Origin of the sequence: Agrobacterium tumefaciens, assembly GCA_025560025.1 — a bacterium.
Classification (GTDB): domain Bacteria; phylum Pseudomonadota; class Alphaproteobacteria; order Rhizobiales; family Rhizobiaceae; genus Agrobacterium.
Genome location: CP048486.1, coordinates 375,311 through 400,029, shown reverse-complemented (window position 1 = coordinate 400,029; position 24,719 = coordinate 375,311). Strand labels below are relative to the sequence as shown.

The following is a 24,719-nucleotide window of genomic DNA, read 5'->3' as shown; positions in this document are numbered from 1 at the left end:
CTGTACCTGTTTAGCCCTTGAGACCACCGGCGGTGAGGCCGGAGACGACCCGTTCCTGAAAGATGACGATCAGGATCGCGACCGGCACGATGCCAACCACCAGCGCCGCCGAAATGACCGGCCAGGGAAAGGCGAATTCACCCTGATAAAGCTGGATGCCGACGGGGAGCGTACGGAGGGCCGGATTGGAATTGAAGGAAAGCGCCAGCAAGAATTCATCCCAGGCATTCACGAAGGCGAGAATACCGGCGGTGAAAACGCCCGGCGCGCAGAGCGGCACGACCACCTTGAACAGCGCGCCGATGCGGGTGCAGCCATCGATCATGGCGGCGTTTTCGAGATCGCGCGGGATGCTTTCGAAGAAGGAGACCAGCATCAAGGTGCAGACCGGTAGCGAAAGCACAGTGTAAGGCAGGATAAGCGCCGTCCAGCTGTTGAGCAGGTTCAGCGCCCGCATGATTTCGAACAGCGGCACCAGAAGCGTCACCAGCGGGAAGGTGGAGACGGCGATGATGAGCGAGAGGATCAGTGCCCGGTATTTGAGGTTCAGCCGCGCCAGCGCGTAAGCGGCCAGTACTGAAATCAGGATGGTGAGCGCGGTCGAAAGCAGCGCAACCATGAAGCTGTTGAACAGGAAGAGGTGCAGCGGCTGGTCGGAAAAGGCCTGCATGTAATTGGCCAGCGTCGGCGCATGCGGAAACCAGGTGATCGGCTTCGCCGTCAGTTCCGCTTCGGTCTTCAGCGAGGTGAAGAGGATCCAGATTGCCGGAAACAGGCCGTTGATCAGAAGGATGGAGGCCGCGATGAAGCGCAGCGGTTTACCGGAAAAAAAGGAGGACAGACCGGAATTTGCAGCGGTGCTCATGGGATCAGTCCTTCGTCCTGATGATGCGGAGATAAACGGCGGTAACGCACATGGAGAGCGCAAACATCATGACCGCGAGCGCTGAACCGTAACCAAGATCGAGGAAGGAAACGGTGTTCTGGTGGATATACATGGCAAGCGTCGTGGTGGATGTGCCGGGGCCGCCGCCGGTCATCATGTAAGGAATATCAAAGGTCTGCAGCGCCGTGATCGTGCGGAAGATGAGCGCGACGACAATTGAGGGCTTCAAAAGCGGCAGGGTGATTTCGAAGAACTGCCGGATTTTGCCGGCGCCATCCACATCCGCCGCCTCGTAGAGCGAACGCGGAATGGTCTGCAGGCCGGCGAGGATCATCAGCGCCATGAAAGAGGATGTCTTCCAGATGATCGTCAGGCAGATGGCCGCAAACGCCCAGTTGGGGGAGTTGAACCAGATGACGCCTTCAAAGCCCAGCCGGTTCAGCACATCATTGACCACGCCATACTCGTAATGGAAGAACCACGCAAAGATCAGGCCGGCAAAAGAGAGCGGCAGCGCCCAGGGGATGAGCAGCGACAGGCGCATCGGCCACTGCATGGAAAAGGGCAGGTTGGCGAGGAGCGCCAGCCCGAGACCCATGAACAGAGCGCCCGGCACGGTAATCAGCGTTATCAGCACCGTATTCCAGGTTGTTTCCCAGAAAATCGGGTCATCGAGCATCGCCGTGTAGTTTTCAAAGCCGATGAATTCCGCCGGCAGGCCCGATGTCAGCGACAGGCTGAAAAACGAGGTGTAAACGAGCCGCGCCACCGGATAGACGATGATCAGCGACAGAAGAATGGCTGCAGGCGCCAGCAGAAGCACGGCAAGCGACCGGTCACCGAGATCGAGCCACCGCGTCCAGCGTGGCAGCTGCTTTTCGTCCACCCGGACCATGGTTCTTTCCGGCATTGTCACACCTGCCACTCCCGCAACTGGATTCACGTCATCGTCTCCCGATCGGACCGGTTCCGGCCCGTTATCGCACCGCCCGGGCGCGTTTATTCCTGTCCGTCGAAGCAGCCGGAAAGGGCATGAAACCACGCCGCTTTCCGGCCTTGAAGCTTAGCGCAACACGCGCCGCAGACGGCTTTCCATCTGCTTTGCGCCGTCCTCCGGCGTCATGACGCCGGCAAGAACACCGTTGACGGTGGTGCGGATCGTCTCGCTGACCTCGTTGTAACGCGGCGTCACGGGACGGGCCTTGGCGGTTTCAACCACGGGCAGGGCATCGGCGAACCAGGGGATTGCCTTGGTCACGTCGGCATCCTTGTAAAGCGCGGCATAGGTCGGCAGCAGCGTGGCGTTGATGGCCATGAACTTCGACACATCCTGACCGGAGAGATATTCCACCAGCTTCTTGGCTTCATCCTGCTGTTTGGAATAGGCGGAAACGCCGAATTCCCAGCCGCCGAGGCAGGTTGTCTGCTCGCCGCCCTTGACGGCCGGCAGGCGGGCGACGCCGACCTTGTCGTTCACCTGCGATTCCTTGCCCTGGAAATGCGTCCAGGCGTAGGACCAGTTGACGGCGAAGAGAACCTTGCCGGCCTGGAATTCCTTGCGGGTATCGTCGGTCGCGACTTCGGAAATGTTCTTCTTGGAAATGCCTTCATCGACAAAGCTCTTCCAGAGCTTCAGCGAATCCACGGCCGCCTGATTGTCGAAATTCAGCTTGCCGTTTTCGACCAGCGACTTGCCTTCGCTCCAATAGGGTAAGAGGAAGGTGCAGACCGCGCCTTCGATCGCCTTGCCCTGGAAGGACAGGCCCTGAAGCTCGGGGTTCTTTTCACCCTCCATCACCTTCTTGGACGCTTCCTTCAGCTCGTCCCAGGTGGTTGGCGGCTGAATGCCGTATTTGTCCAGCAGGTCCTTGCGGTAATAAAGGAACATGGAGTCGGCGAAGGCGGGCAACGCCACGATCTTGCCATCCACGGTGTTGGCTTCGGCATAGGTAGGCAGATAGGCGGACATGTCCTTGCCGGAGAAATCGCTGGTCCAGCCGGCGGTGGCGAATTGCGCGGGGCGGATGACGTCGAGCATCAGCACATCGAGGCTGGAATCCTTGGCCGACATCACCGTATTGAGATATTGCGCCTGCATTTCCGAGGTGTTGCCGCCGGTCTCGATCACGACCTTAACGCCCGGCGTCTTCGCCTCATATTGATCGAGCGCCTTGCGCCACACATCCGGCTGGTGCTGGCTGGAAACGAATATCTTCAGTTCGGCATCGGCAAAGGCCTGTCCCGAAAAGGCGAGCATGGTTGCGCAGAGCGCGGCACCCATGAGGGCTTTGCCCCTGATGGTTTTAAATGTCATGTGTTCCTCCCGTTATTAAACCTGTTGGCCGCAGCGTTTCTTCGCTCGGCAATCAGTGGATAGAGCGTTCCGTCGCAGCGTCGAAAAGATGGACCTTGGACGGATCGAGACCGATCTTCAGCTCCTCATTCGGTGCGGGTCGCAATTGCGGCGGCATTCTTGCGGTCAGCGCCGCATCGCCGAGGCTGAAATGGACGAGCGTATCGGAACCCAGCGGTTCCACCACCTGTACCTTGACCGCAAGCTGCGTATCGAAGCCCTCGGCGGGGCCGAAATGTTCCGGGCGAATGCCGACAATGACTTCGCGCCCTTCGAGGCCCGTTTCGCGGGCTGGCCGGATGGCCGCCATCGGCAGGGAATTGCCGTCGGAAAATGTCAGCCGGTCGCCACTTACCTTTGCGCGGGCGAAATTCATGGCGGGTGCACCGACGAAACCGCCGACAAAGACGCTTTCCGGACGGTTATAGACCTCGTCCGGCGTGCCGACTTGCTCGATATCGCCACCACGCAGGATGACGATGCGGTCGGCCAGCGTCATGGCCTCCACCTGATCATGGGTGACATAGATGATTGTCGTGCCGAGCTGCTGGTGCAGCCGCTTGATTTCCGTGCGCACCTGTCCGCGGAGTTTAGCGTCGAGGTTGGAAAGCGGCTCGTCGAACAAAAACACCTGCGGGCGTCGGACGATGGCGCGGCCCATGGCCACACGCTGGCGCTGGCCGCCGGAAAGCTGACCGGGCCGGCGGTCGAGAAGGTGTTCGATGCCGAGCATCCGTGCCGCCTCATCGATGCTGGCATTGGCCTGCGAGGCGCTCACGCCGCGCACCTTCAGGCTGAAGCCCATGTTTTCACGCACGGTCTTGTGCGGATAAAGCGCATAGTCCTGAAACACCATGGCGATGTCACGCTCACGCGGCGGCAGCCGGTTGACGACGCGGTCACCGATCCGCACTTCGCCGCCGGTAATACTCTCAAGCCCGGCGACCATGCGCAGCGTCGTGGATTTGCCGCAGCCGGAAGGGCCGACGAACACCACGAATTCGCCGTCGTTGATTTCAAGGTCTATGCCCTTGACGATGCGCAGGGCACCGTAACTCTTATCCAGCTTGCGCAGGCTGACCGAAGCCATATTTTCCTCCTCACGACCGGCACGTCCAGAATTTGGATGGACGCAAAAGCCGGCACCAACCTTCAAGTTCCACGCATCGCATCTTCGAAAATCTATCCCGATTGTCCGGCGATACCGTGGGATGGCTCACGCCTGTCTCCCTAGTTTCGTGATATTACCTTTCACAAAAAGGAAATCAATAGTGTATCAATTTTATTTCTGACAGAAATCAAAAACTATTAAGTCTTTGATTCAAAGAAATATAACCGCGAAATCCCCGGTTGCGCAGGTCGTCGCTTCCTTGCCTCCGGTCAAATTCGTCCATCCATGTGGATCACGCGAAATCTGGTCGATCTCAACGTATACGCGAAACATATCGGGCGACCGTATGGTCGAACCAGGTCCATGAGACTTCGGCCACAGCGCCATCCTGCGCCTGGCTGAGGCGGAGCACCCGCGGCACCGGCGCGCCGGGTTTCTGGCCGAAGACCTCGGGGGTCCATTCGGGCACTTCACCCAGATCGATGCGGTCTTCCGCCTTCGATATCCAGAGGTTGAGGCGGGTACGGTAATAAAGATAAAGGGATTCCGACATGTTCTCGATGGCGATCGTGTCGACATAGGAGCCGTCCAGCCAGATTTCCTCGATGGCCGCCGGTTTTCCGGCAATACGCCGCAGGCGGCGAATGCGATGTCCTTCAGCCGATGTGCCGAAAGCGGGCAGGTTGGCAGGTTTGGCAAGCCGCGCCACATCCAGAACCTCCGCCGTCGGCAGGCCGCCGCCCTCGATCATCTCAAGGCGGAAGAAGGCGTAGACGCTTTGCGGGTCGCTGACGGCACGGATGTAATTGCCCGAACCCTGCACGCGCTCCAGCAGGCCGCGCTCCTGCAATTCCGCAAGTGATTTGCGAAGCGTGCCAACGGCAATTCCGAGCTCAGCTGCCATATCCCGCTCCGGCGCCAGCTTTTCGCCGTCGATCAGCCGGCCCGCCGCCACCTCGCGCACCAGCATTTCGGCGATCTGCAGATACATGGGCAGGCTGCCGCCAGTGTGTTTCATGATGCTATTTCCTCCCCGAAACAAAAATTGATACATCATTGATTTACATATTTCTTGATGTTATGCAAGAAAAACGAGAGCGGCCCTGAGGAGGAATTGCATGACCGTCGTACCCGTTACATCCGCTGATCTCGATGCTGCCGAGGTCTCCTGGTTTTCCGCTTTGTGCTCCGATGATTACGCCTATCTCGGCGTGCCTGATGGTAGCCTGCGTTCCAGTTTCGACCATTGCTCCGATATCGTCAAAAAGGCCGAAGAACTCGGTTTTCGCAACATCCTCTGCCCCTCTTCCTATCAGGTCGGGCAGGATACGCTGAGCTTCGTTGCAGGCTGTGCGCCGATCAGTGACCGCATCAATTTCCTCGCGGCGATCCGCTGCGGCGAGATGCAGCCGATCATGCTGGCGCGCACGGTGGCGACGCTCGATCACATGCTGAAGGGCCGCCTGACGCTCAACGTCATCAGCTCCGATTTTCCCGGAGAAGTGGCCGATAGTGCGTTTCGTTACAAGCGCAGCCACGAGGTCGTTGAGATCCTGCGTCAGGCCTGGACGCGCGACACCATCGACCATGACGGCGAGATCTACCAGTTCAAGGGTGTATCGACCGAGCCGGCGCGGCCTTACCAGCAGAATGGCGGGCCGCTGCTTTATTTCGGCGGCTATTCGCCGGATGCGCTGGAGCTTTGTGGCGCGCAATGCGACGTCTATCTGATGTGGCCGGAGACCAGGGATCAATTGGCCGAGCGCATGCGCGCCGCCAATGAACGCGCCGCCGCCCATGGCCGAACGCTGGATTACGGTCTGCGTGTGCATATGGTGGTGCGCGATACCGAAAAGGAAGCGCGAGAATATGCCGAGCATCTTGTTTCGAAGCTCGATGACGAATATGGGCAACTGATCCGCAACCGCGCGCATGACAGCGGCTCGCTCGGCGTGTCGCATCAGGCGCGTGCCCGCGAACTCGCCGACAAGTTCGGTTATGTCGAGCCCAATCTGTGGACCGGCATCGGCCGGGCGCGTTCGGGCTGTGGTGCTGCGCTGGTCGGTTCGACCGACAGGGTTCTTTCGGCGCTGGAGGAGTACCAGAAGATGGGCATTCGTGCCTTCATTCTTTCCGGTTATCCGCATCTGGATGAGGCGGAGCACTTCGGCACCAAGGTTCTGCCGCAGATGAAAACCTGCTCCCTGCCGCATGCTTACGGCCGGGTGCCTTCTGAAACACCTGCCACGCCGCTCGGCAATGGGGAACGTCACTGATGGAACGTATCGCTCTTTCTGAAAACCTGGAACTCAGCCGCATCGTCTATGGCATGTGGCGCATCGGCGATGACACGGACACCTCGCCCGCCCATGTGCAGGCAAAGATCGAAGCCTGCCTCGCACAGGGCATTACCACCATGGATCAGGCCGACATTTACGGCGGATACACGGCAGAGGCCATTCTGGGTGCGGGCCTGAAGGCAGCGCCGGGTCTGCGCGACAAGATCGAGATTGTCACGAAATGTGGCATCGTCGCGCCAGCAGGCCGTCACTCTGCCGCCCGCGTCAAGCACTATGACACGACGGCTGGTCACATCAACGCCTCCGTCGAGGCATCGCTTCACGATATGGGAACGGACCACGTTGATCTCCTTCTTATTCACCGCCCCGATCCGCTGATCGATGCGGAGGAAACAGGCAGGGCGCTCGACGCGCTGGTGGCGGCAGGCAAGGTCAAGGCCGTTGGCGTGTCCAACTTCCGCCCGTGGGATTTCTCCCTGTTGCAATCGGCCATGAGCAGCAGGCTCGTCACGAACCAGATCGAAATGAGCCTTCTCGCCACGGATAGCTTCACCAATGGTGATCTCGCCTTTCTGCAGGAAAAGCGCGTTTCGCCGATGGCATGGTCGCCGCTTGGCGGCGGCTCGCTGTTCTCCGGCGCTCATGGAGCCACCATGGCTGCCCTGCAGCGCATCGGCAAGGAACAGGGCGTCGATGCGACGGCCGTGGCAATCGCCTGGCTGCTGCGGCATCCGGCAAAGATCGTGCCGGTGCTTGGCACCAACAATATTCAGCGCATTAAGACGGCGGCTGACGCCCTCAGCGTCACGATCGACCGCCAGACATGGTTTGAACTTTACACACTTGCAATCGGAAGCGAGGTGCCGTGATGACAATCGCAGAGGCGATCAAAATGCCCAATGAGCATGTTTTTGTTCCCGGCGGCGAAAACAGCCGCAGCTTTCGCAATGCGCTTGGCGCTTTCACCACCGGTGTTACGGTGGTGACGGCAACGACGCCGGAAGGGCCGATCGGCATGACGGTCAACAGCTTCGCCTCGGTGTCGCTCGATCCGCCGCTGGTATTGTGGTCGCCCGCCAAGAATTCATCGCGATATCCGGCCTTCAGCGGTGCAACCCATTTCGCCATCCACGTGCTGAGCGCGGATCAGGATGTGCTGAGTGCCCGGTTTACGCGGAACGGCCGCGCGTTTGATGACCTGGACTGGGAGATGAATGACGAGGGTGTTCCGGTCATTCCCGGCACGCTCGCCCGTTTCGAATGCCGGCAGGCTGCCGCCCATGATGCGGGTGACCACACCATCATCGTTGGCGAAGTGCTGCGCGCAGCCCATCGCGACGGAGATCCCCTGTGCTTTTCGGGCGGAGCCTTCGGACGGTTTTCGAGGCAATAGGTCAATGTCAGCGGGCTGCCGCCTGCTGATTAAGAATTTTATTTTACAGAAATATCTAATTTTTATTACGGAGTGCGCCTTTCGCACTCCGTTTTATCTTTTTTGCGCCGGAAAAAATACGGTTTTATCTATTTATACTGACGATCATCTTTAAAAGTGGGCTAATTAAGTTGATTGTCAAAACGATTCGCCGGATTGAGAGAAGGCGGAACGAGGCGCCGGTATGGGAGATTGGATGCCCGATTGTTTCCGCCGCGACCGGTGCAAACCGCAGAAGATCGGCTCGGGCGCAGACGTCTTGTTCGGTCGTTTTCGGAGAGGATCGACGCGCCTTTTCGCCCTGATGTTTTCCGCCGTTATCGCTCCTCCCGCCCTGGCCGAGACCATAGTCTGGGGAGGCTCTGCCACGGATGAATGGTTTTTCCCTTTAAGCTGGATCTCATATCAGCGGGTACCGGGGCCTGATGATGCAGCCATGATAGACGGCGACGGCCCGAGGATTCCTAACGGCAGGGAGGCCGAAGCCTATAGGCTTGTCGTCGGGGTCAACGCCGGCAGCACGATGACGGTCGAAGGCGACCTGTCGACTGTTTACACCAGTATTGGGCTCTCGAATGGCGTTTCGGGCAGGTTAAATTTTTCCGGAGGGACATGGTCGAACGCCCGCGATGTGTCGGTGGGTGAAAGTGGTATCGGCGAACTCCGTCTCAGCGGAAGTGCTGCGGTTTCCGGCGGAAATGTCTTTATTGGTGAGAAAGATACGGGACAGGGCATCTTCTTCCTGGATAATTCGTCCAGCTTTGCGAATAGCGGTACGGTTTTCGTGGGGTATGGTGCCAAAGCCACTTTTCTGACAGGCGGCATAGGCGATTTGGAGGTGCTGGGTGCAAGCCGTCTGGAAACCGGCAGCTTGGTCGTAGCCGACGGGGTCGGCACGACAGGAACTGTGTCTGTGGAGGGTCAGGACAGTAGTTTGACCGCTTCCGGTGACATGGTTGTCGGCAACGGTGGTCAGGGGATTTTCACAATCGCCGCCGGCGGCACGGTCACGATCCGGGGCAACACGGTGATCGGTAATCTCGAATCAGCAGATGCAAGTGCGCTAAACATAAATGGTGCCGGTTCCCTGCTGGAAACGGAAGGTGCGCTGGTCGTCGGCAATATGGGGGCCGCAACCATGTCGATCGGCGCGGGGGCGGCTGTTGCCAGCGGGACCGTCGTTATCGGCCGCCATTCGGCGAGTATTGTCTCTATAGCGGGTGGCGGCACCAAATGGACCACGGGCGCATTGCTGATCGGCGGCGATGCTTCCGACCCTGCCAGCCCCGCCGGCAACGGTACGCTGAATGTCACTACGGGCGGCAAAGTGGAAAGCGTCTCCGCCCGTCTCGGCATCGTGGCGGGTGCTGTGGGCGAAGCCACCGTAGATGGCGGCGGTTCTGGCTGGACGGTCGGAAGCGGCGGCCTTGGCGTGGGCATTGATGGAACCGGCTCATTGACCGTGACCGGCGGGGCGGTCGTCGATTCCAGCAATACGGTTCTTGGGGCAAACACTGGCAGCAGCGGCACCGCCACTGTTTCCGGTTCCGGAAGCACCCTGCGCAATGCCGGCAACCTCTATGTGGGTGGTGCCGGCGAGGCATCGCTGAATATCGAGGCGGACGGCTCTGTTACCAGCGATTCTGGATATGTGGCGAGGCTCACCGGTTCGACATCTTCCGTTATCGTCTCAGGCGGCGGGTCGAACTGGACGCTGGCGAGAGCCCTGGTCGTCGGCTATCAGAACGGCACCTATGGAGACGTTTCGGTGATCACCGGCGGTGGCATCCAGGCGGGGCAGGTCACTCTGGGTGATCTCGCCGGCTCCTCCGGAGCGATGACGATCGACGGGACTGGCTCGAATGTGAGCGTGCAAGTCGACAACAATATTGCCTATTCCGGCTATATGGATATCGGTTATGACGGTTCCGGCAGTGTGGTGGTATCCAACGGCGCTTCGCTTGACGCCTATAAGCTTTATCTGGGCACCGAGGCGAGATCAGACGGCACATTGTATGTGACCGGCACGGGGTCGCGCGTTGAGATCGGCAATGCTCTCACGATCGGCAACGGCGGCAGCGGTGCCGTCGAAGTGTCGGGTGGCGCCTCTCTGGCCGCAACGACGGTCTTTATCGCTTCCAGGGCAGGCTCGACCGGTGTGTTGAATATCGGCGCTGCCGCCGGGCAAACGGCCTATTCCGCCGGAACAGTGGAGGCGGAAGCAATCCTCTTCGGCGCGGGCAATGGCCGCATCGTTTTCAACCATTCCGAGACGGCCTATATCTTGTCCGCCGATATTTCAGGGGCAGGTCATGTCGATGCGGAAAACGGTGTTACGATCCTCAGCGGCCACAACAATTACTCCGGCGGCACGACGATTTCAGGCGGAACGCTGAAAGGAACCGCCGCGGGTTTTGGTTCGGGTGAGATTGTCAATAATGCGGAACTCGTTGTGGATGGGGCCGGCACGCTTTCGAATGTCATCAGCGGCACCGGCACCTTCGAGAAGACTGGCAGCGGCAATCTCGTCCTTGCCGGCAATAGCAGCTATTCGGGTGGCACGACGATTTCGGGCGGTGCGCTGACAGGAACCGCCAAAAGCTTCGGTTCGGGCGAGATCGTCAATAATGCGATACTCGCTGTCGAGGGAGCGGGTACGCTTTCGAATGTCATCAGCGGCACCGGCACCTTTGAAAAGGCAGGCGATGGCAATCTGATCCTCAGCGGCAACAGCACCTATACCGGCATTACCACGGTTTCGTCCGGCAAGCTCAGCGTTAACGGCTCGCTCACCAGCACTGTTTCCGTGGGCAGCGGCGCGGCGCTCGGCGGTTCCGGCACCATTGGCGGCCTGACCGTCGGTTCCGGCGGCACGCTTTCGCCCGGCAATTCCATCGGCACGCTCACCTCCATCGGCGATGCGGTCTTTGCCAGCGGCTCGACCTACGCGGTCGAAATCGATGCTTCAGGCAATTCCGACAGGCTTATGGTGAACGGCACGCTTACCATCGATAGCAATGTGGCCCTCGTCGTCACCCCGCTTGGAAGCGGCGGCGCCTATAGTCTCGACACCCGATATACGATCCTGGCGGCGACGGGCGGGGTCACCGGCACATTTTCCGGCATAAGCGAGAATTTCGCTTATTTGACCGCCCTCGTTACGAAAAGCACCGATAGCAACACCGCCTATCTCTCCTTCACCCGGGCATCCCCGGCGGCCGGGTTTTTTGCCGCCGAAACTTCGACGGAGAATGCGCGTGTGGCTGCCAATGCCGTCGAAGCGCCGGGGGAAGCATCGCCGCTTTATCGGGCGGCGCTGTTTCTCCAGTCCGGCGAAACCCAAACTGCCTTCTCGCAGCTTTCCGGTGAAAATCACCCGTCGCTCGCCATGGCGCTGATAAACCGCAGCCAGCTGACCCGTGACGTTATTCTCAACAGGCTGCGCAGCGCGTTCGAGAGTGTCGATGCGGGCTCCGTCCTGCCCGTTGCCGGAGCTTCGGGCGGAAGGGAGCCGCTTAACATCGACGAGGATACCATCACTTTCTGGTCCAGTGGTTTTGGCGCGCGCGGCGAGACCGGTGGCAATGGTTCATCGGTCGATACCAGGGGCGGGGGCATTCTTTTCGGTCTTGAAGGCGACTGGGGCAATGGATGGCGCATGGGTCTTGCCGCCGGTTACGGTCGCGACGCTGTCAGCCAGGTCGCGCTGGCCGCGAAGGCGGATGTGGATAGCTATTATGCGGCGGCCTATGCGGGCGGCTCGATCGGTCCGGCATCCCTGCGCCTTGGTGCAATCCACGCCTTTCAGGATATAGAAACCCGCCGGAAAATTTCCCTTTCGACGTTGAAGGACGAACTCACTGCCGGCTACGACGCCTCCACCACGCAGGTCTTTGCCGAAGCCGCCTGGCGTTTCGATTTCGACCTCACCCGCATAGAACCCTATGCCAATGTTAGCTACGTGAAGACACACACGGACGCCTTCAATGAAAAGGGCGGCATTGCAGCCGTTTCTTCCGGTTCGGCCAGTCACGATCAGCTCTATTCGACGCTGGGTGTGCGCATCAGCCGTGATATTTCTCTTGAGTCTATGCCAGGCCGTGCGACCTTCGATATGGGCTGGCGTCACGCCTATGGTGATCCAACAGTGGAGAGTGCTTTGTTTTATGAAGGCGGCGGCGCATTTTCCGTCGCAAGTGCCGCAACGGCACGCGATGTGGCGTTGCTCGGTCCGGGATTGAGCTACGATCTTGCTCCTTCTGCCACTTTGACATTCCGCTATGGCGCGGTTTTCGGGGGCGGTGTGCTGGATCAATCCGCTTTTGCTGAACTAGGGGTCCGTTTCTGATGAAGCACAGTCACAACCGGCTCTGGAAATCGGCTTTCGCCATTCTCCTTGTCGCTGCCGCGGTGGCGGGCGCAGCGCGCGCGCAGGAGACGGAGAAGACGGCGGCGCCTTTGCGGGAGGTTCACGGAAGCTGGCAGCTTGCTTGCGCTGCACCTGCTCCAAAGAGCGATACCGCCGCAGAGACGCCCGCGGCGACGGAGGTAAAGCCGCCCTGTGCCATCGCGCAGGTTCAGCTTGAGGAGAACACGCGCAAGCTCGTCGTCTCCGTCGAATTTCGGTTTGACGATGCCGGGACGCCGGACAAGCTTTCCGGAACCATGGTTCTGCCCTTCGGCCTCGCCGTCACAAAGCTGTTTTCAGTGAAATCCGGCAATGTGCGCCTGCAGGAAGTGCAGGTCAGCACCTGCCTGCCGGTGGGCTGCATCGTTTCTTTTACGCCCTTCATCGAGCTTGTCTCGGCGCTGAAGGAAGGCAAGAGCCTGACAATAGAGGCGCCCGACCTGCAAGGCCGAACTGTCTCGTTCCAGCTGCAGTCGGGCGGTTTTTCCGAGGCGCTGAAGCGCCTCGAAAGCCTGCGTTAGGCCGCGACGGAGTCAGGTTCGTCCGTGCTTTCCGGCTTTTGTGGTTCGGCATGTTTTCCAGCCTTTTTTTTGCGGGAGAACAGCCCGGTGAGGAAGCTGCCGAACCGGTCCATTTCCACGAAGATGACAGGCGTGATGAATAGCGTCAGCAATTGTGAGACGATGAGCCCGCCGACGACTGCGACGCCGAGCGGCTGGCGCAGTTCGGAGCTTGCGCCCGAGCCAAGCGCGATGGGCAGGGCGCCGAGCAGAGCGCAGAATGTCGTCATCATGATCGGCCTGAACCGGCGTACGCAGGCTTCGTGAATGGCGCGGGCGGGCGGCTCTGCCTGTTCGCGGATCAACTCCACCGCCACGTCGATCATCATGATGGCGTTTTTCTTGACGATGCCGATCAGCATCAACAGGCCGATAAGCGCAATGATCGAGAAATCCATGCCCATGACCTTCAGCGCCACCAGTGCGCCGAAGGCCGCCGCCGGCAGACCGGACAGGATGGTCAGCGGATGGATGAAGCTTTCATAAAGCACGCCCAGAACCACATAGATGGTCAGCACTGCCGCCAGAATGAGGATGCCGGTGTTGCCCTGGCTCTGCTGGAAGATCGCCGCCGTGCCGCCATAGCTGGTGAACACGTCCTGTGGCAGGCCTATCGTGCTTTTGATTTCGTTGATCCGGCCCGTCGCATCGGAAAGCGCCACGCCATCCGGCAGGTTGAAGGAGATCGTTGTGGAGACGAGCTGGCCCGTCTGGTTGATGGTGACTGGCGCCTGTGTACGGGTGAGGGCGGCGAAGTTTGAAAGTGGAACCAGTACGCCGGTTTTGGCGGAAAGAATGTTGATATCGCTCAGGAAATCGTCATTCCACTGTTTCGAACTGTCGAATTCAACGATCACGTCATAACTGTCGCCGGTCGACTGGATCTGCGCTGCCGTATAACCACCGAAGGACATTTCCAGCGTCTTGCGCAATTGATCGTTGGTGATACCGAAGGCTGCTGCTTTTTCCGGATCGACCGAGATTGTCGCGGCGATCGCACCGTTCTGGGCATCGGAGGTGACGGAGGTGAATGTCCGGTCCCGGCGCATCGCCTCCATCAGCTTGTTTGACCATTCATTGGTGGTATCGGCATTCAGGCCCTGAACGACAAGCTGGTACTGGCTGGCGGAGCTGCGCCCGCCGAAACGCAGGCTCTGCTGCGGATTGATATAGGTGCGGATGCCCGCCACTTTCGATGTGGCCTGCCCCAGTTCACTCAGCACCTGGCTCAGCGGCGCGCGTTCTTCTTTGGGCTTTAGTTCAACAAACATCGAGCCGTTGTTCAGCGGATTACGGGAATTGCCGCCGACGATGGAGGTAACATGCACCACAGCCGGGTTCTTGCGGATCTGGTCGGCGACCTGCGCCTGAAGATCGCGCATGGCCGTGTATGAAATATCCTCGCGCGCCTGCGTCGATACGGAAAGGCGGCCAATATCCTCCTGCGGGAAGAAGCTGGAGGGCAGCGTTTCGAACAAATAGAGCGAGGCGGCGATGGAAGCCAGAAACGAGGCGAGAACCACGCGGCGGTGTGAGAGGCACCAGCCAACGGCCTTGCCATAACCACGAAGCGTGCGCTCGAAACCGGCGTCGAACCAGCGGATGATGGCCGGAGGTCTGGAGGACTGGCCGGAAAGGCGCGAGGCAAGCATCGGTGTGACTGTCAGCGACACGAGTGCAGACGCCATGATCGCGAGCGTGACGACCATGCCGAATTCGTTGAAGAGCCTGCCGATAACCCCGCCCATCAACAGAATGGGAATGAAAACAGCCACCAGCGAAACGGACATGGACAGAATGGTATTGCTGACTTCCGCCGCGCCCTGAAGCGCCGCCTCCCGCATTGTCAGGCCTTTTTCGTGCAGGCGAAGGATGTTTTCCAGCATGACGATCGCATCGTCCACCACAAGCCCCACCGACAGGGTCAATCCGAGCAGTGAGATATTGTCGATGCTATAGCCCAGAACATACATCGCGCCGAAAGCCGTGATGAGCGACAGCGGCACGGCAAGACCCGGAATAATGGTTGCCGTCAGGTGGCCGGTGAAAAGATAGATGACCGCAACCACCAGCCCGATCGTGAGAAACAGCGTGAACTGCACGTCGGAGATCGCGTCCTTGATGGCGGTCGATGCGTCGTTCATGACGTTGATATTGACCGAGGGCGGCAATTGCTGGTGAAGCGCCGGCAGCTTGGCCCTGATGGCATCCACCACATCCACGGTGTTGGCGTCCGGCTGACGTTGTACGGCAAGAACGATGGCCTGCTGGCCATCGAACCAGCTGCCGGCATTGGTGTTGTCAATACTGTCGGTGACATTGGCGATATCGCCGAGGTGGATGGGTGCGCCGTTATTTGTGGACACGACCAGCGAGCGGAAGGCGGCCGCATCGGTGCGCTGGGTATCCGCCTCGATCGTCAGGCGCTGATTGTCATTTTGCAATGCGCCGACCGGGACCTGGTTGTTCGCCTGCGCGATGGCGGTGGTGACGGTATCGACCCCGAGCCCCCTTGCCTGAAGCTGGGCGGGATCGAGGCCGATGCGCACCGCATAGGTCTGTGCGCCATAGATGCTGACCTGCGCGACGCCAGAAATGGTGGAAAGAAGCGGCGAGATGATATTCTCGGCGATTTCGTCCACCTTGCTGGTCGGCATTTCCTTGCTGTTGACGGCAAGCAGCAACACCGGCGCATCGGCGGGGTTGGTCTTGCGATAGCTCGGCGTCGTTGTCATATTGCTCGGCAATTGCCGCTGCGCGCGTGAAATTGCGGCCTGAACGTCGGCGGCCGCGGCGTCGATATCGCGGTTGAGATCGAATTGCAGCACGATCGAGCTGTTGCCGAGCGTGTTGGTGGCGCTGATTTCGCTGACGCCCGGAATGGTCTCAAACTGCTTCACCAGCGGCGTTGTGACCGAGGTTGCCATGGTTTGCGGTGAGGCGCCCGACAGGGACGAGGACACGCTGATCGTGGGAAAATCGACCTTCGGCAGCGCGGCGACGGGCAGCAGGCTGAAACCCGCAAGCCCGGCCAGCACAAGGCCGATTGCGAGGAGGGTGGTTGCGACGGGCCGGTTGATGCAGAAATTCGCGATCATGGGGTGCCAACCTTTTCCGGCGTGACATTGGCGGCCAGATTACCGGCCGCGCCGCCCTTCTCGGAAAATTGCTCCACGATCTGCTGACCGTCAGTCAGTTCGGACTGGCCTTCGACGATCACGTGTTCGCCGCCGGTGAGACCGCTTGCAATGGCGGTGAGATCGCCGTTCGAGCGGGCAATTTCCACGGGTGTCATATGAACCCGGTGGTTGTCATCGACGGTATAGACGAAGCTGCCCTTCGGCCCTGGCCGGACGGCAACCGTCGGCACAACGATCATCTCATCGTCCGAGACGAAGTGGGCAGTCACATTGACGGACTGGCCGGGCCATAGAAGACCGCGATCGTTTTTGAATTCCGCTTTGGCAAGGACGGTGCCGGATGTCTGGTCCACGATATTGTCATAAAAGCGCAGCATGCCTTGCATGGCCTCGCCGCCCGTCGCTGCTGGATCGACATCCACCAGCGTGTCCTTCTGGATACCTTCCCGCAATTGCGGCAGGTAGCGCTGGGACAGCCGGAAACTGACCGAGATCGGATCATATTTCGTGATCGTGACGATATTGACTCCGGCGCTGAGATAGGCGCCGGGGCTGACGCTGATATCGCCCAGCCGCCCATCGAAGGGGGCGCGAATTTCCATATGTTCGAGCGTCACCTGATCGGAAGCGAGCGTTGCGCGGTCCGCGTCGATCTTGGCGCTGGCACTATCCCGTGCCGCCCTTGCCTGATCTAGGACCTGCTGGGACTCAGCGCTCTGCTTGACGAGATTGGCGGCGCGTTGGAAAGCGGCTTCCGTCTGCTCCAGCGTTGCCTGATCGGCGGCGATATTGGCCTTGTCCTTGTCAACGGCTGCACGGGCGATGCGGTCATCCATCTTGAGGATAAGATCGCCTGCCTTGATATGCTGGCCGTCCTTGGCCGAGATTTCCGTGACGAGGCCCGCCTGAAGCGGTGCAATATTGGTGATGTCGGCCGCAACCGCCCAGCCCGTCGCCGTTGCGTCCATCGGCAGCGTTGCCTTGCTGACGGCGATGGTGCTGACGGTGGGCGGTCCGCCATTGCGCCGTCCGCCGCCCTGCCTTTGCCCTTGCTGCGGCGCAGGCTGGCCGTTTTGTGAGGTCTGTGCCGCTGTTCCGCCGTGCACTTTGGCCGTTTCGGTCTGCGTCTGCGGTGAAACGCTGGCAAATTGTTTAAGATAGGGAATTTGGTCGAGCGGCAGGCGGTCCTTGAAATACCACGCGCCGACGGCTGCGATGGCAAGGACGCTGAGGGCGATCCAGAAACGTTTCATCTGACGATTCCGCTTATGAGAGCGATACATGTTTACCGAACATGTGCGGCAAGCCTTGGGAGCAGCTTTCCCCCACAAGACACCCAATGCGCTGCGAAATCACCTTAAACTTTTGTAATGGCGGCGACAACGTTCGCTGGCCTATCGCCTTGCGATGCAAAGCAGATGGCGACTTTCCGCACAGGCTGGCCGCCGGGTTCAGCGTATGGCCGCTAACGGTCTGCGTCCCCGGTCTCGATATCGAAAGCTGCATCGATTTTGGTCGCGACGGAGCGCTGGAAGAAAACCGGCTGCGTGGTATCCATCTGAACCGCAGACCAAGTCTCAAGCCCATGCCCGACATGCGGCCGCGTCTAAAGCGGGCCGGGTTCGCTGGCAGCTTGTGGTTCCGTCCAAAGAAAAAGCCGCCACGTTTCCGGGGCGGCTTTGATGTGATGGGTGAGATACCGAGGGTTAGAAGGCCCGTATGGCGTTGCGCGTCGCGAGCACGTCCTCGGCGACATTGCCAGTCGTCGCGGGAACGGAACCGACGAGATCCAGGAACTTGTAAAGCTCGGTAGCCTGCGAATTCGTGACATAGATGATATCGCGATCCTGCATCGGGAACTTCGTGCTGGCGAAGAAAGTTGAGGGATCGCGCAGGTTGGCACGGAAGATGACCGGAATTTCCTGGCCCGGGAACTTCGAGGTGTCGATACCGAGCTTTACGAGAAGATCGCGCTTGACGATACGATAGATATACACCTGAGCGGGATCCGCACGGGAATCCAGCAATCCGCCGGCCTTGCCGAGTGCATCCGACAGCTTCAGATCCGCATCCTCGAACTCGAAACGTCCATTGAGACCGGAAGCGCCGAAGGCCAGATAGGTGCGGCGCTCACGCTCCACCATGATGGTGTCGCCCGGAACCACATAGATGTTTTCGGTGGGCGTGCTGACGAGGTGGTTGTAATTGACACGCGCGGTCTTTCCGCGGCGGATCAGGGTGACGTAGGATTCGATATTCGGGGCGCTCAGACCCTTGGCATAGGAGATGACGTCGAGAACGCGATCACCCGCTTCCGAAAGCTGGACCTTCGTTGGCTCCTTGACGTCGCCAAGCACGGAAGCCTGCGCGGAGCGGCTGGAAATCTTGGTGATGAGGACCTGCGGCTCGATGGCGCGGTTGGCCAGCCGTTCTTCGATTTCGCTCTGAACGTCCTCGACATTGCGACCGGTCGCGCGGATCTTGCCGGCATAGGGAACGCTGATATTGCCTTCCCGGTCCACCGTCTGGTTCGGCAGGCTGATATAGTTGCCGGGACGGCTGCCTGCGTCGGCGGGGATGAAGAGGCCACCCGCCTGGCTTTCGAAGATCGCGACCTGCACCACGTCGCCAACACCCATCGGCAAAGCCGGAACACCACCCTTGCCGCCGCCGAAGCTGCCGAGCAGCGTGCTGCTGGTGGTGTCGCCAACATAGTTGAGAACGGAACTGTTTATATCGATGAGCGCGTAGTCAACGCCTGCAGTCTTCTTCTTGTCCTTGGTACTGAACTTTACGGAAGCGTTGGATTCGATTGTCGCCGCATCCGGCCCTGATGCCGCAGTGACCGTGCAGCCCGCCAGTGCAGCAGAGGCAAGCAGAATCGAAACATTCAATAAACGCATTTGGTCCTCAAAATGAATTTCGTCCGAAAAAGCAGATGGGCCGGACATCGTATAATTTTTTAATATGGGCACTTCATAAAAACACCGACAAAGGAAACCCTAATCGGCAATATAGTCGTTCAGCAGAATCGCATTCCGCAATATTAACGCTCGTATCAGGCATATGCCCAATTTCAGGCGATGCTTCAAGTTCATTCAACGCGTAACTGCGCCGGAGAAACCCGCGCCATTCGCAATATTCGCGTGCCCGAATGCTGTCAGTATTGCTGCTCTTCAATATTCAGTCGCGGCCATATTCTCTTCGATTGTTGCATTGCGCTAGTGCAGTTTTGTCACGCTTGCAGGGTTTCTTTTGTGACTGATATGATGGATTATCTAATATATTGTTTTAAAATGATATTTTCTCGTGCGCGATTCTCCTTAGGCCCGCTCCGCCAGCGCGAAATTCACGGTATCGGCGAATTCCCGCAGGAAGCGTTCGCGGGAAAAACGGGCGGCATTGTCAATGCAGGCGTTCTTGTCGAAACGGTCGGAATTATCGACGAATTCCTGGACGGCGGCGCAGATCGCTTCCGGGGTCTGTTCGCCGAAATAGAGGCCGGTCGGCTGGTTTGAAGCGCCGAGGGGGATGACGGTTTCCAGTACGCCGCCTTTGCCATAGGCGATGACCGGTGTGCCGAGCGCCTGAGATTCGACCGGCACGATGCCGAAATCGTCTTCTGCGGCGAAGACGAAAGCCTTGGCCTCCGCCATATATTTATGAAGCTCTTCATTTCCGACAAAGCCGAGGATTTCGACGTTGGGCGTGGCGATTTCACGGATGCGTTTCATGTCCGGTCCATCGCCAATGACGACCAGTCGTTTGTCGGGCATTTTCGCAAAGGCTTCGACGATCAGGTGCACTTTCTTGTAGGGCACGAGCCGTGATGCGGTTACGAAATAGTCGCCTTTCCATTCGGAGGGCGACAGATGTGATGTGTCCACCGGCGGGTAGATCACGGTGGAATCACGCCCGTAACATTTGCGCACGCGGCTGCGGATGAATTTGGAATTGACCGTCATCAGGTCGACGCCGTGAGAGGTGCGGATGTCCCACATGCGGATATAATGGAGAATGGCGCGCGCGATCCAGGAGGCAAACCCGCGAGTGAGCTTGGTTTCTTTGAGATACTGGTGCTGGAGATCCCAGGCGTAACGGATCGGACTGTGAATATAGGACACATGAAACTGGCCGGGGCCGGTGATGACGCCCTTGGCGACAGCATAGCTTGAGGAAATCACCAGATCGTAGCTGCTGAGATCGAATTGCTCGATGGCGAGCGGCATGAGCGGCAGATAGGAACGGTATTTTTTTCGCGCGAAGGGCATCTTCTGAATGAAGGACGTGTTGACCGGTCGCCCGCCGAGGAAACCTCGGTCGCGCTCGCTCATGAAATCGACGAGGCAATAGAGATCCGCGTGAGGATAAATTTCAAGAAGGTTGTGAAGCACTTTTTCGGCCCCACCTCTGTCGGTGAGCCAGTCATGCACGATTGCCGTCTTCATAATTTCCTCAATAATTTCAACGTAATAAAAATTTATAATCCGCCCTGGAATAAAGCCCGGCGGCCTGGAATATCAGTCTGTCGGCAGCCTTTAAAAACACGGCTGGTGGGGGCAAATAAGGTAACGATTAATAGAAATGCGAAGTTGTGCGTGTCGTAATCTGGTCTTGGTCAGAACCTCAATAGCACTTTGTTCGCAAATGCGAAATATCCAACCTTCTTAAAACCCGGTCTCCATCTGCGAGTCTCAGATGCCGGCCGAATCCATGTCTGCCCTGGTTGGCTCGTTTTCACTCGGTTCTGGCTGAAGCCTGCGCTTCAAGTCTTCCGTTCTCATCTCCCCCCAAATCTCTCTCCTATTTTGCCAAATCAATGAATCCAGCCATCTCGCGGCAAGGTCATTGACAAGGCGTCTTATCGAGATATTCTGTTATAAAGATGCATATAACATAATAATGGAACACATAAGGTTGGAACTAAGAGCTGGGAGCTTAACAATGAGACGTAAACTTGCATTTCTCGCCAGCGCTGCTTTGCTGCTTGCGCCGGGTGTGATGATGGCTCAGGAAAAGGGCGGCGTCATCAATGTCGCCACGATCGGCGAGCCGCCGACGCTTGATGCGATGGCGTCGACTGCCGATCTCGTCGGTATCGTCACGCAGCATATTTTTGAAACGCTCTACACCTTCGACAAGGGCTGGAAGGTTACGCCGCTTCTGGCGGAAAGCCTGCCCGAGATCAGTGCTAACGGCAAAACCTATACGATCAAGCTGCGGCAGGGCATCAAGTTCCATGACGGCAGCGACATGACCTCGGAAGATGTCGTCGCTTCGCTGGGCCGCTGGATGAAGATCGCCTCGCGCGGCAAGCAGGCCGCCGGTTTCATCGACAAGATCTCCGCACCGGATGCCGGAACGGTCACGATTACCCTCAAGCAGCCCTATGCGCCGCTGACCTCGCTGCTTGCCTTCAACAATTCGGCAGCCATCATTCTGCCGGCCGAGAAGCAGGCCGAACCAATGGCCGAATTTATCGGCACCGGCCCCTATATGCTGAAGGAACGCAAGGCGGATCAATATATCCAGCTCGTCCGTTTCGATGGCTACAAGTCCCGTGATGGCGAAAGCGACGGATATGGTGGCGCACGCCATCAATATCTCGATGAAATCCGTTTCGTTCCGGTGCCTGATCCGAATACCCGTGTCGAGGCCGCCGTTTCCGGCCAGTATGATTATGTCGATTCCATTCCGGTCGAATCCTTCGACAAGGTGAAGTCGTCGTCGGCCTCGCAGCCGCTGATGCTGAAGCCTTTTGGTTATCCGGTCTTCGTGTTCAACACCAAGGAGGGGCTTTCTTCCAAGCTGGAGGTCCGCAAGGCGGTGACCGAAGCGCTGAACATGGAGGATATGCTGGCGGCTGCCTTTGGCAGCACGGATTTCTATGCGCTTGACGGCGCTTATTATCCGTCCAATTTCTCCTGGCATTCGGAAGAGGGCGTCAAGGGCACTTACAACGTCGGCAACCCGGAAGCCGCCGCCGAAAAGCTGAAGGCTGCCGGTTATAATGGCGAGCCGCTGCGCATCCTCACCAGCCGGCAGTATGAGTTCCACTACAAGATGGCGCAGGTCGCGGCGGAATATCTGAAACTTGCCGGTTTCAAGGTGGATATGCAGGTGGTGGACTGGGCGACGCTGACACAGCGTCGCGCCGACCCGAAGCTCTGGGATGTCTATATCACCCACAGCCCCTTCCTGCCGGAGCCGGCGCTGATCGGTGCGCTTTCCACCGGTTCACCGGGCTGGTGGGATACGCCGGCGCGCAAGGCGGCGGTTGATGCCTTCACCTCCGAAGCCGATCCGGAGAAGCGCGTCGCGCTCTGGGCCAACGTGCAGAAGACGATCTATGCCGAGCTTCCGCTCATCAAGATCGGTGACTTCAACGCCGTGGCAGCCAAGTCCAACAAGCTGGAAGGCGTCGATCCGGCTCCCTGGCCGTATTTCTGGAACGCTTCGGTCACGAAGTAAGGCCGGGCCGGCACCGCTCGCCGTCACCCCGGCCTTGAGCCGGGGTCCAGCGCAATCAGGTCCCTGGTCGCAAGAGAACCTTTCACCACGCAGACGCGTGGCGGCTGGATGCCGGATCAAGTCCGGCATGACGGAGGCAAGTGTTTTCCGACCGTGAGTACCGGAATTGTCGGCACCCATCGACTACTCGTTTCAACCGTCGCCTGATAGCGGCAATCACGCGCTTCGGAGCATACATACGTGATACGGTATATTTTCCAGAGACTTGCCGGGATGATCGTGGTGATGTTCCTCGTCGTCACCATCGTCTTCGTCATCCTGCGCGTAACACCCGGAGACCCGGCGGCCGTGATGCTCGGGCCGGATGCCTCGGCGCAGGACATTGCGGAGTTGCGCAGCCGGCTCGGCCTCGACCAGTCGCTTGGCGTGCAATATGTCTATTATATCGGGCAATTGCTGAAGGGCGATCTCGGCCAGTCGATCTTTCTTAACATGCCGGTCGGTTCAGCGCTGCTGGACCGGGCCGAACCGACATTCTTCCTGACGATTTTTTCGCTGTTGATCGCCAGCATCATAGCCCTTCCCATCGGCATTTACGCCGCTTACCGGCGCGGTTCCTTCGTGGATCAGGCAGCCACCACCATTGCAATGCTGGCGGCGAGCATTCCGAGCTTCTGGCTTGGCCTCATCCTCATGCAGGTCTTCGCCGTCCGGCTCGATATGTTCCCGGTATCGGGTTATGGCGGGCCCGGCGCGAGCTTCCTTGAGCGCATGTATCACCTGACCCTGCCGGCAGTTGCGCTCGGCCTCGTTTCCTCCGCCCTCATCCTGCGCTTCACCCGCGCCTCGATGCTGGATGTTTTAGGTGACGACTATGTCCGCACCGCCCGTGCCAAGGGCGTCAAGGAGCGCCGCGTGGTGATGAAACATGCGCTGAAAAACGCGCTTATTCCTATCCTGACCGTGCTCGGACTTACCGCCGCCGTGCTGATTTCCGGCGCGGTCGTCACGGAAACCGTCTTCGGTCTGCCGGGCGTCGGCAATCTCGTCGTCTCGGCCGTTCTCCGGCGCGATTATCCGGTCATCCAGGGCGCGCTTCTCATCATCGCCGGGCTTTACGTGCTCATCAATTTTGCAATCGACATGCTCTATCTACTGGTCGATCCGAGGGTTCGTTACTGATGGCCGATATTGTTTCCACCGCCCCGCCGGCACGCAACCCTACTATCCTGTTCATCCGGCGTCTCCTGAAGCGCAAGACGGTCGCCGCCGGTCTCATCGTACTGCTCATCTTCGTGCTGCTCGCGGTTTTCGCACCGATGATCGCACCTTATTCGCCGTCGAAACTGTCGATCGTTAACCGCCTGAAGCCGCCGAGCGAACTCTATTGGTTCGGCACTGATGAATTCGGTCGTGACGTCTTCTCGCGCACCATCTATGCCGGAAGGCTGTCGCTTCTGGTCGGTGCAGCCGTGGTGGCGCTTTCGGCGCTGATAGGCATCACGCTCGGCCTGCTTGCCGGTTTCTTCCAGAAGCTGGATACGCCGATTGCCCGCCTGATCGATGCGATGATGGCCTTTCCGGATATTCTGCTGGCGATTGCGCTGGTGGCGGCACTCGGCCCGTCGCTGACGACTGTCATCATTGCACTTGCTGTGGTTTATTCGCCGCGCCTTGCCCGCATCGTGCGCGCCTCGACGCTGGTGATCCGTGAACTGCCCTATGTGGAGGCGGCGAAGGCGCTCGGCATCTCCACCTTCCACATCATGACGCGGCATGTGCTGCGCAATCTGGTCTCGCCGATCCTCGTGCAATGCACCTTCCTTTTTGCCAGCGCCATGCTGGCCGAGGCCGGCCTGTCGTTTCTGGGGCTCGGTGTCAGCCCCGAAATTCCAACCTGGGGAACCATGATCTCCGCTGGCCGCCAGTATATCGGCCAAGCGGACTGGATGACCTATTTCCCCGGCTTTGCCATCATTCTTTCCGTGCTGTCGCTGCAAATGGTCGGTGACGGGCTGCGGGACATGCTCGATCCAAGACTGCGAAGGGATTTGTAAT

The 24,719-nt window shown here is 59.0% G+C and carries 17 protein-coding genes; 8 read left to right on the top strand and 9 right to left on the bottom strand.

Going from position 1 to position 24,719, the window contains the following annotated elements:
• Positions 1 to 10: 10 nt before the first annotated feature.
• The 5 genes from FY152_15760 to FY152_15740 all read right to left on the bottom strand — a co-directional run bounded on the left by FY152_15760 (position 11) and on the right by FY152_15740 (position 5,368).
• A complete protein-coding gene (locus FY152_15760) occupies positions 11 to 865 on the bottom strand; it encodes a carbohydrate ABC transporter permease (protein ID UXS33626.1) in 855 nt (284 codons plus the stop codon).
• A 4-nt stretch (positions 866 to 869) separates the two neighbouring features.
• Complete coding sequence (locus FY152_15755) at positions 870 to 1,781, bottom strand: sugar ABC transporter permease (protein UXS35082.1); 912 nt, start codon at positions 1,779 to 1,781, stop codon at positions 870 to 872.
• Between the two features lie 168 nt (positions 1,782 to 1,949).
• Complete coding sequence (locus FY152_15750) at positions 1,950 to 3,200, bottom strand: ABC transporter substrate-binding protein (protein UXS33625.1); 1,251 nt, start codon at positions 3,198 to 3,200, stop codon at positions 1,950 to 1,952.
• Positions 3,201 to 3,252: 52 nt separating this feature from the next.
• On the bottom strand, positions 3,253 to 4,329 hold the full coding sequence (gene ugpC / locus FY152_15745; protein ID UXS33624.1) for a sn-glycerol-3-phosphate ABC transporter ATP-binding protein UgpC: 1,077 nt from the start codon (positions 4,327 to 4,329) through the stop codon (positions 3,253 to 3,255).
• Positions 4,330 to 4,663: 334 nt separating this feature from the next.
• Positions 4,664 to 5,368, bottom strand: a complete 705-nt coding sequence (locus tag FY152_15740; protein ID UXS33623.1) for a GntR family transcriptional regulator — start codon at positions 5,366 to 5,368, stop codon at positions 4,664 to 4,666.
• 100 nt (positions 5,369 to 5,468) lie between these two features.
• On the opposite strand from FY152_15740, the gene FY152_15735 reads away from it, so the two are divergent.
• The 5 genes from FY152_15735 (at position 5,469) to FY152_15715 (ending at position 13,011) form a co-directional block, all read left to right on the top strand.
• Positions 5,469 to 6,626, top strand: a complete 1,158-nt coding sequence (locus FY152_15735; GenBank protein ID UXS33622.1) for an LLM class flavin-dependent oxidoreductase — start codon at positions 5,469 to 5,471, stop codon at positions 6,624 to 6,626.
• Positions 6,626 to 7,519 (top strand): aldo/keto reductase family oxidoreductase, encoded by an 894-nt coding sequence (locus FY152_15730; GenBank protein UXS33621.1) that lies wholly within the window; start codon positions 6,626 to 6,628, stop codon positions 7,517 to 7,519. Before FY152_15735 ends, FY152_15730 begins: the two co-directional genes overlap by 1 nt.
• Positions 7,519 to 8,043, top strand: a complete 525-nt coding sequence (locus FY152_15725; protein ID UXS35081.1) for a flavin reductase family protein — start codon at positions 7,519 to 7,521, stop codon at positions 8,041 to 8,043. Before FY152_15730 ends, FY152_15725 begins: the two co-directional genes overlap by 1 nt.
• A 343-nt stretch (positions 8,044 to 8,386) precedes the next feature.
• Positions 8,387 to 12,430 carry an autotransporter domain-containing protein gene (locus tag FY152_15720; GenBank protein ID UXS35080.1) on the top strand — a complete coding sequence of 1,348 codons (4,044 nt, stop codon included), beginning with the start codon at positions 8,387 to 8,389 and terminating at the stop codon, positions 12,428 to 12,430.
• Positions 12,430 to 13,011: an invasion associated locus B family protein gene (locus FY152_15715; GenBank protein UXS33620.1), complete on the top strand. Its 582-nt coding sequence runs from the start codon at positions 12,430 to 12,432 to the stop codon at positions 13,009 to 13,011. Before FY152_15720 ends, FY152_15715 begins: the two co-directional genes overlap by 1 nt.
• Here FY152_15715 and FY152_15710 read toward each other — a convergent pair.
• The 4 genes from FY152_15710 to FY152_15695 all read right to left on the bottom strand — a co-directional run bounded on the left by FY152_15710 (position 13,008) and on the right by FY152_15695 (position 20,638).
• Entirely contained in the window at positions 13,008 to 16,148 is a 3,141-nt protein-coding gene (locus tag FY152_15710) for an efflux RND transporter permease subunit (GenBank protein ID UXS33619.1), read from the bottom strand. The genes FY152_15715 and FY152_15710 overlap by 4 nt on opposite strands.
• A complete protein-coding gene (locus FY152_15705; protein ID UXS33618.1) occupies positions 16,145 to 17,443 on the bottom strand; it encodes an efflux RND transporter periplasmic adaptor subunit in 1,299 nt (432 codons plus the stop codon). Before FY152_15705 ends, FY152_15710 begins: the two co-directional genes overlap by 4 nt.
• A 453-nt stretch (positions 17,444 to 17,896) precedes the next feature.
• A complete protein-coding gene (locus FY152_15700) occupies positions 17,897 to 19,093 on the bottom strand; it encodes a polysaccharide export protein (protein UXS33617.1) in 1,197 nt (398 codons plus the stop codon).
• Between the two features lie 420 nt (positions 19,094 to 19,513).
• The gene (locus FY152_15695) at positions 19,514 to 20,638 is read right to left on the bottom strand and encodes a glycosyltransferase family 4 protein (protein ID UXS33616.1); all 1,125 of its coding nucleotides are present in this window, start codon (positions 20,636 to 20,638) and stop codon (positions 19,514 to 19,516) included.
• Between the two features lie 496 nt (positions 20,639 to 21,134).
• Here FY152_15695 and FY152_15690 point away from each other — a divergent pair, with 496 nt between their 5' ends.
• The 3 genes from FY152_15690 (at position 21,135) to FY152_15680 (ending at position 24,718) form a co-directional block, all read left to right on the top strand.
• Positions 21,135 to 22,661, top strand: coding sequence for an ABC transporter substrate-binding protein (locus FY152_15690; protein ID UXS33615.1), 1,527 nt, complete (start codon positions 21,135 to 21,137; stop codon positions 22,659 to 22,661).
• 240 nt (positions 22,662 to 22,901) lie between these two features.
• Complete coding sequence (locus FY152_15685; protein UXS33614.1) at positions 22,902 to 23,843, top strand: ABC transporter permease; 942 nt, start codon at positions 22,902 to 22,904, stop codon at positions 23,841 to 23,843.
• On the top strand, positions 23,843 to 24,718 hold the full coding sequence (locus tag FY152_15680; protein UXS33613.1) for an ABC transporter permease: 876 nt from the start codon (positions 23,843 to 23,845) through the stop codon (positions 24,716 to 24,718). The genes FY152_15685 and FY152_15680 overlap by 1 nt, the downstream gene beginning before the upstream one ends.
• The last annotated feature ends 1 nt before the right edge of the window (position 24,719 follow it).

Coding starts and splice junctions, on each gene's coding strand:
- FY152_15735 (UXS33622.1), top strand. CDS start 5,469: ATGACCGTCGTACCCGTTACATCCGCTGATCTCGATGCTGCCGAGGTC.
- FY152_15750 (UXS33625.1), bottom strand. CDS start 3,200: ATGACATTTAAAACCATCAGGGGCAAAGCCCTCATGGGTGCCGCGCTC.
- FY152_15695 (UXS33616.1), bottom strand. CDS start 20,638: ATGAAGACGGCAATCGTGCATGACTGGCTCACCGACAGAGGTGGGGCC.
- ugpC (UXS33624.1), bottom strand. CDS start 4,329: ATGGCTTCGGTCAGCCTGCGCAAGCTGGATAAGAGTTACGGTGCCCTG.
- FY152_15760 (UXS33626.1), bottom strand. CDS start 865: ATGAGCACCGCTGCAAATTCCGGTCTGTCCTCCTTTTTTTCCGGTAAA.
- FY152_15725 (UXS35081.1), top strand. CDS start 7,519: ATGACAATCGCAGAGGCGATCAAAATGCCCAATGAGCATGTTTTTGTT.
- FY152_15715 (UXS33620.1), top strand. CDS start 12,430: ATGAAGCACAGTCACAACCGGCTCTGGAAATCGGCTTTCGCCATTCTC.
- FY152_15710 (UXS33619.1), bottom strand. CDS start 16,148: ATGATCGCGAATTTCTGCATCAACCGGCCCGTCGCAACCACCCTCCTC.
- FY152_15690 (UXS33615.1), top strand. CDS start 21,135: ATGAGACGTAAACTTGCATTTCTCGCCAGCGCTGCTTTGCTGCTTGCG.
- FY152_15720 (UXS35080.1), top strand. CDS start 8,387: ATGTTTTCCGCCGTTATCGCTCCTCCCGCCCTGGCCGAGACCATAGTC.
- FY152_15755 (UXS35082.1), bottom strand. CDS start 1,781: ATGGTCCGGGTGGACGAAAAGCAGCTGCCACGCTGGACGCGGTGGCTC.
- FY152_15680 (UXS33613.1), top strand. CDS start 23,843: ATGGCCGATATTGTTTCCACCGCCCCGCCGGCACGCAACCCTACTATC.
- FY152_15740 (UXS33623.1), bottom strand. CDS start 5,368: ATGAAACACACTGGCGGCAGCCTGCCCATGTATCTGCAGATCGCCGAA.
- FY152_15700 (UXS33617.1), bottom strand. CDS start 19,093: ATGCGTTTATTGAATGTTTCGATTCTGCTTGCCTCTGCTGCACTGGCG.
- FY152_15730 (UXS33621.1), top strand. CDS start 6,626: ATGGAACGTATCGCTCTTTCTGAAAACCTGGAACTCAGCCGCATCGTC.
- FY152_15705 (UXS33618.1), bottom strand. CDS start 17,443: ATGAAACGTTTCTGGATCGCCCTCAGCGTCCTTGCCATCGCAGCCGTC.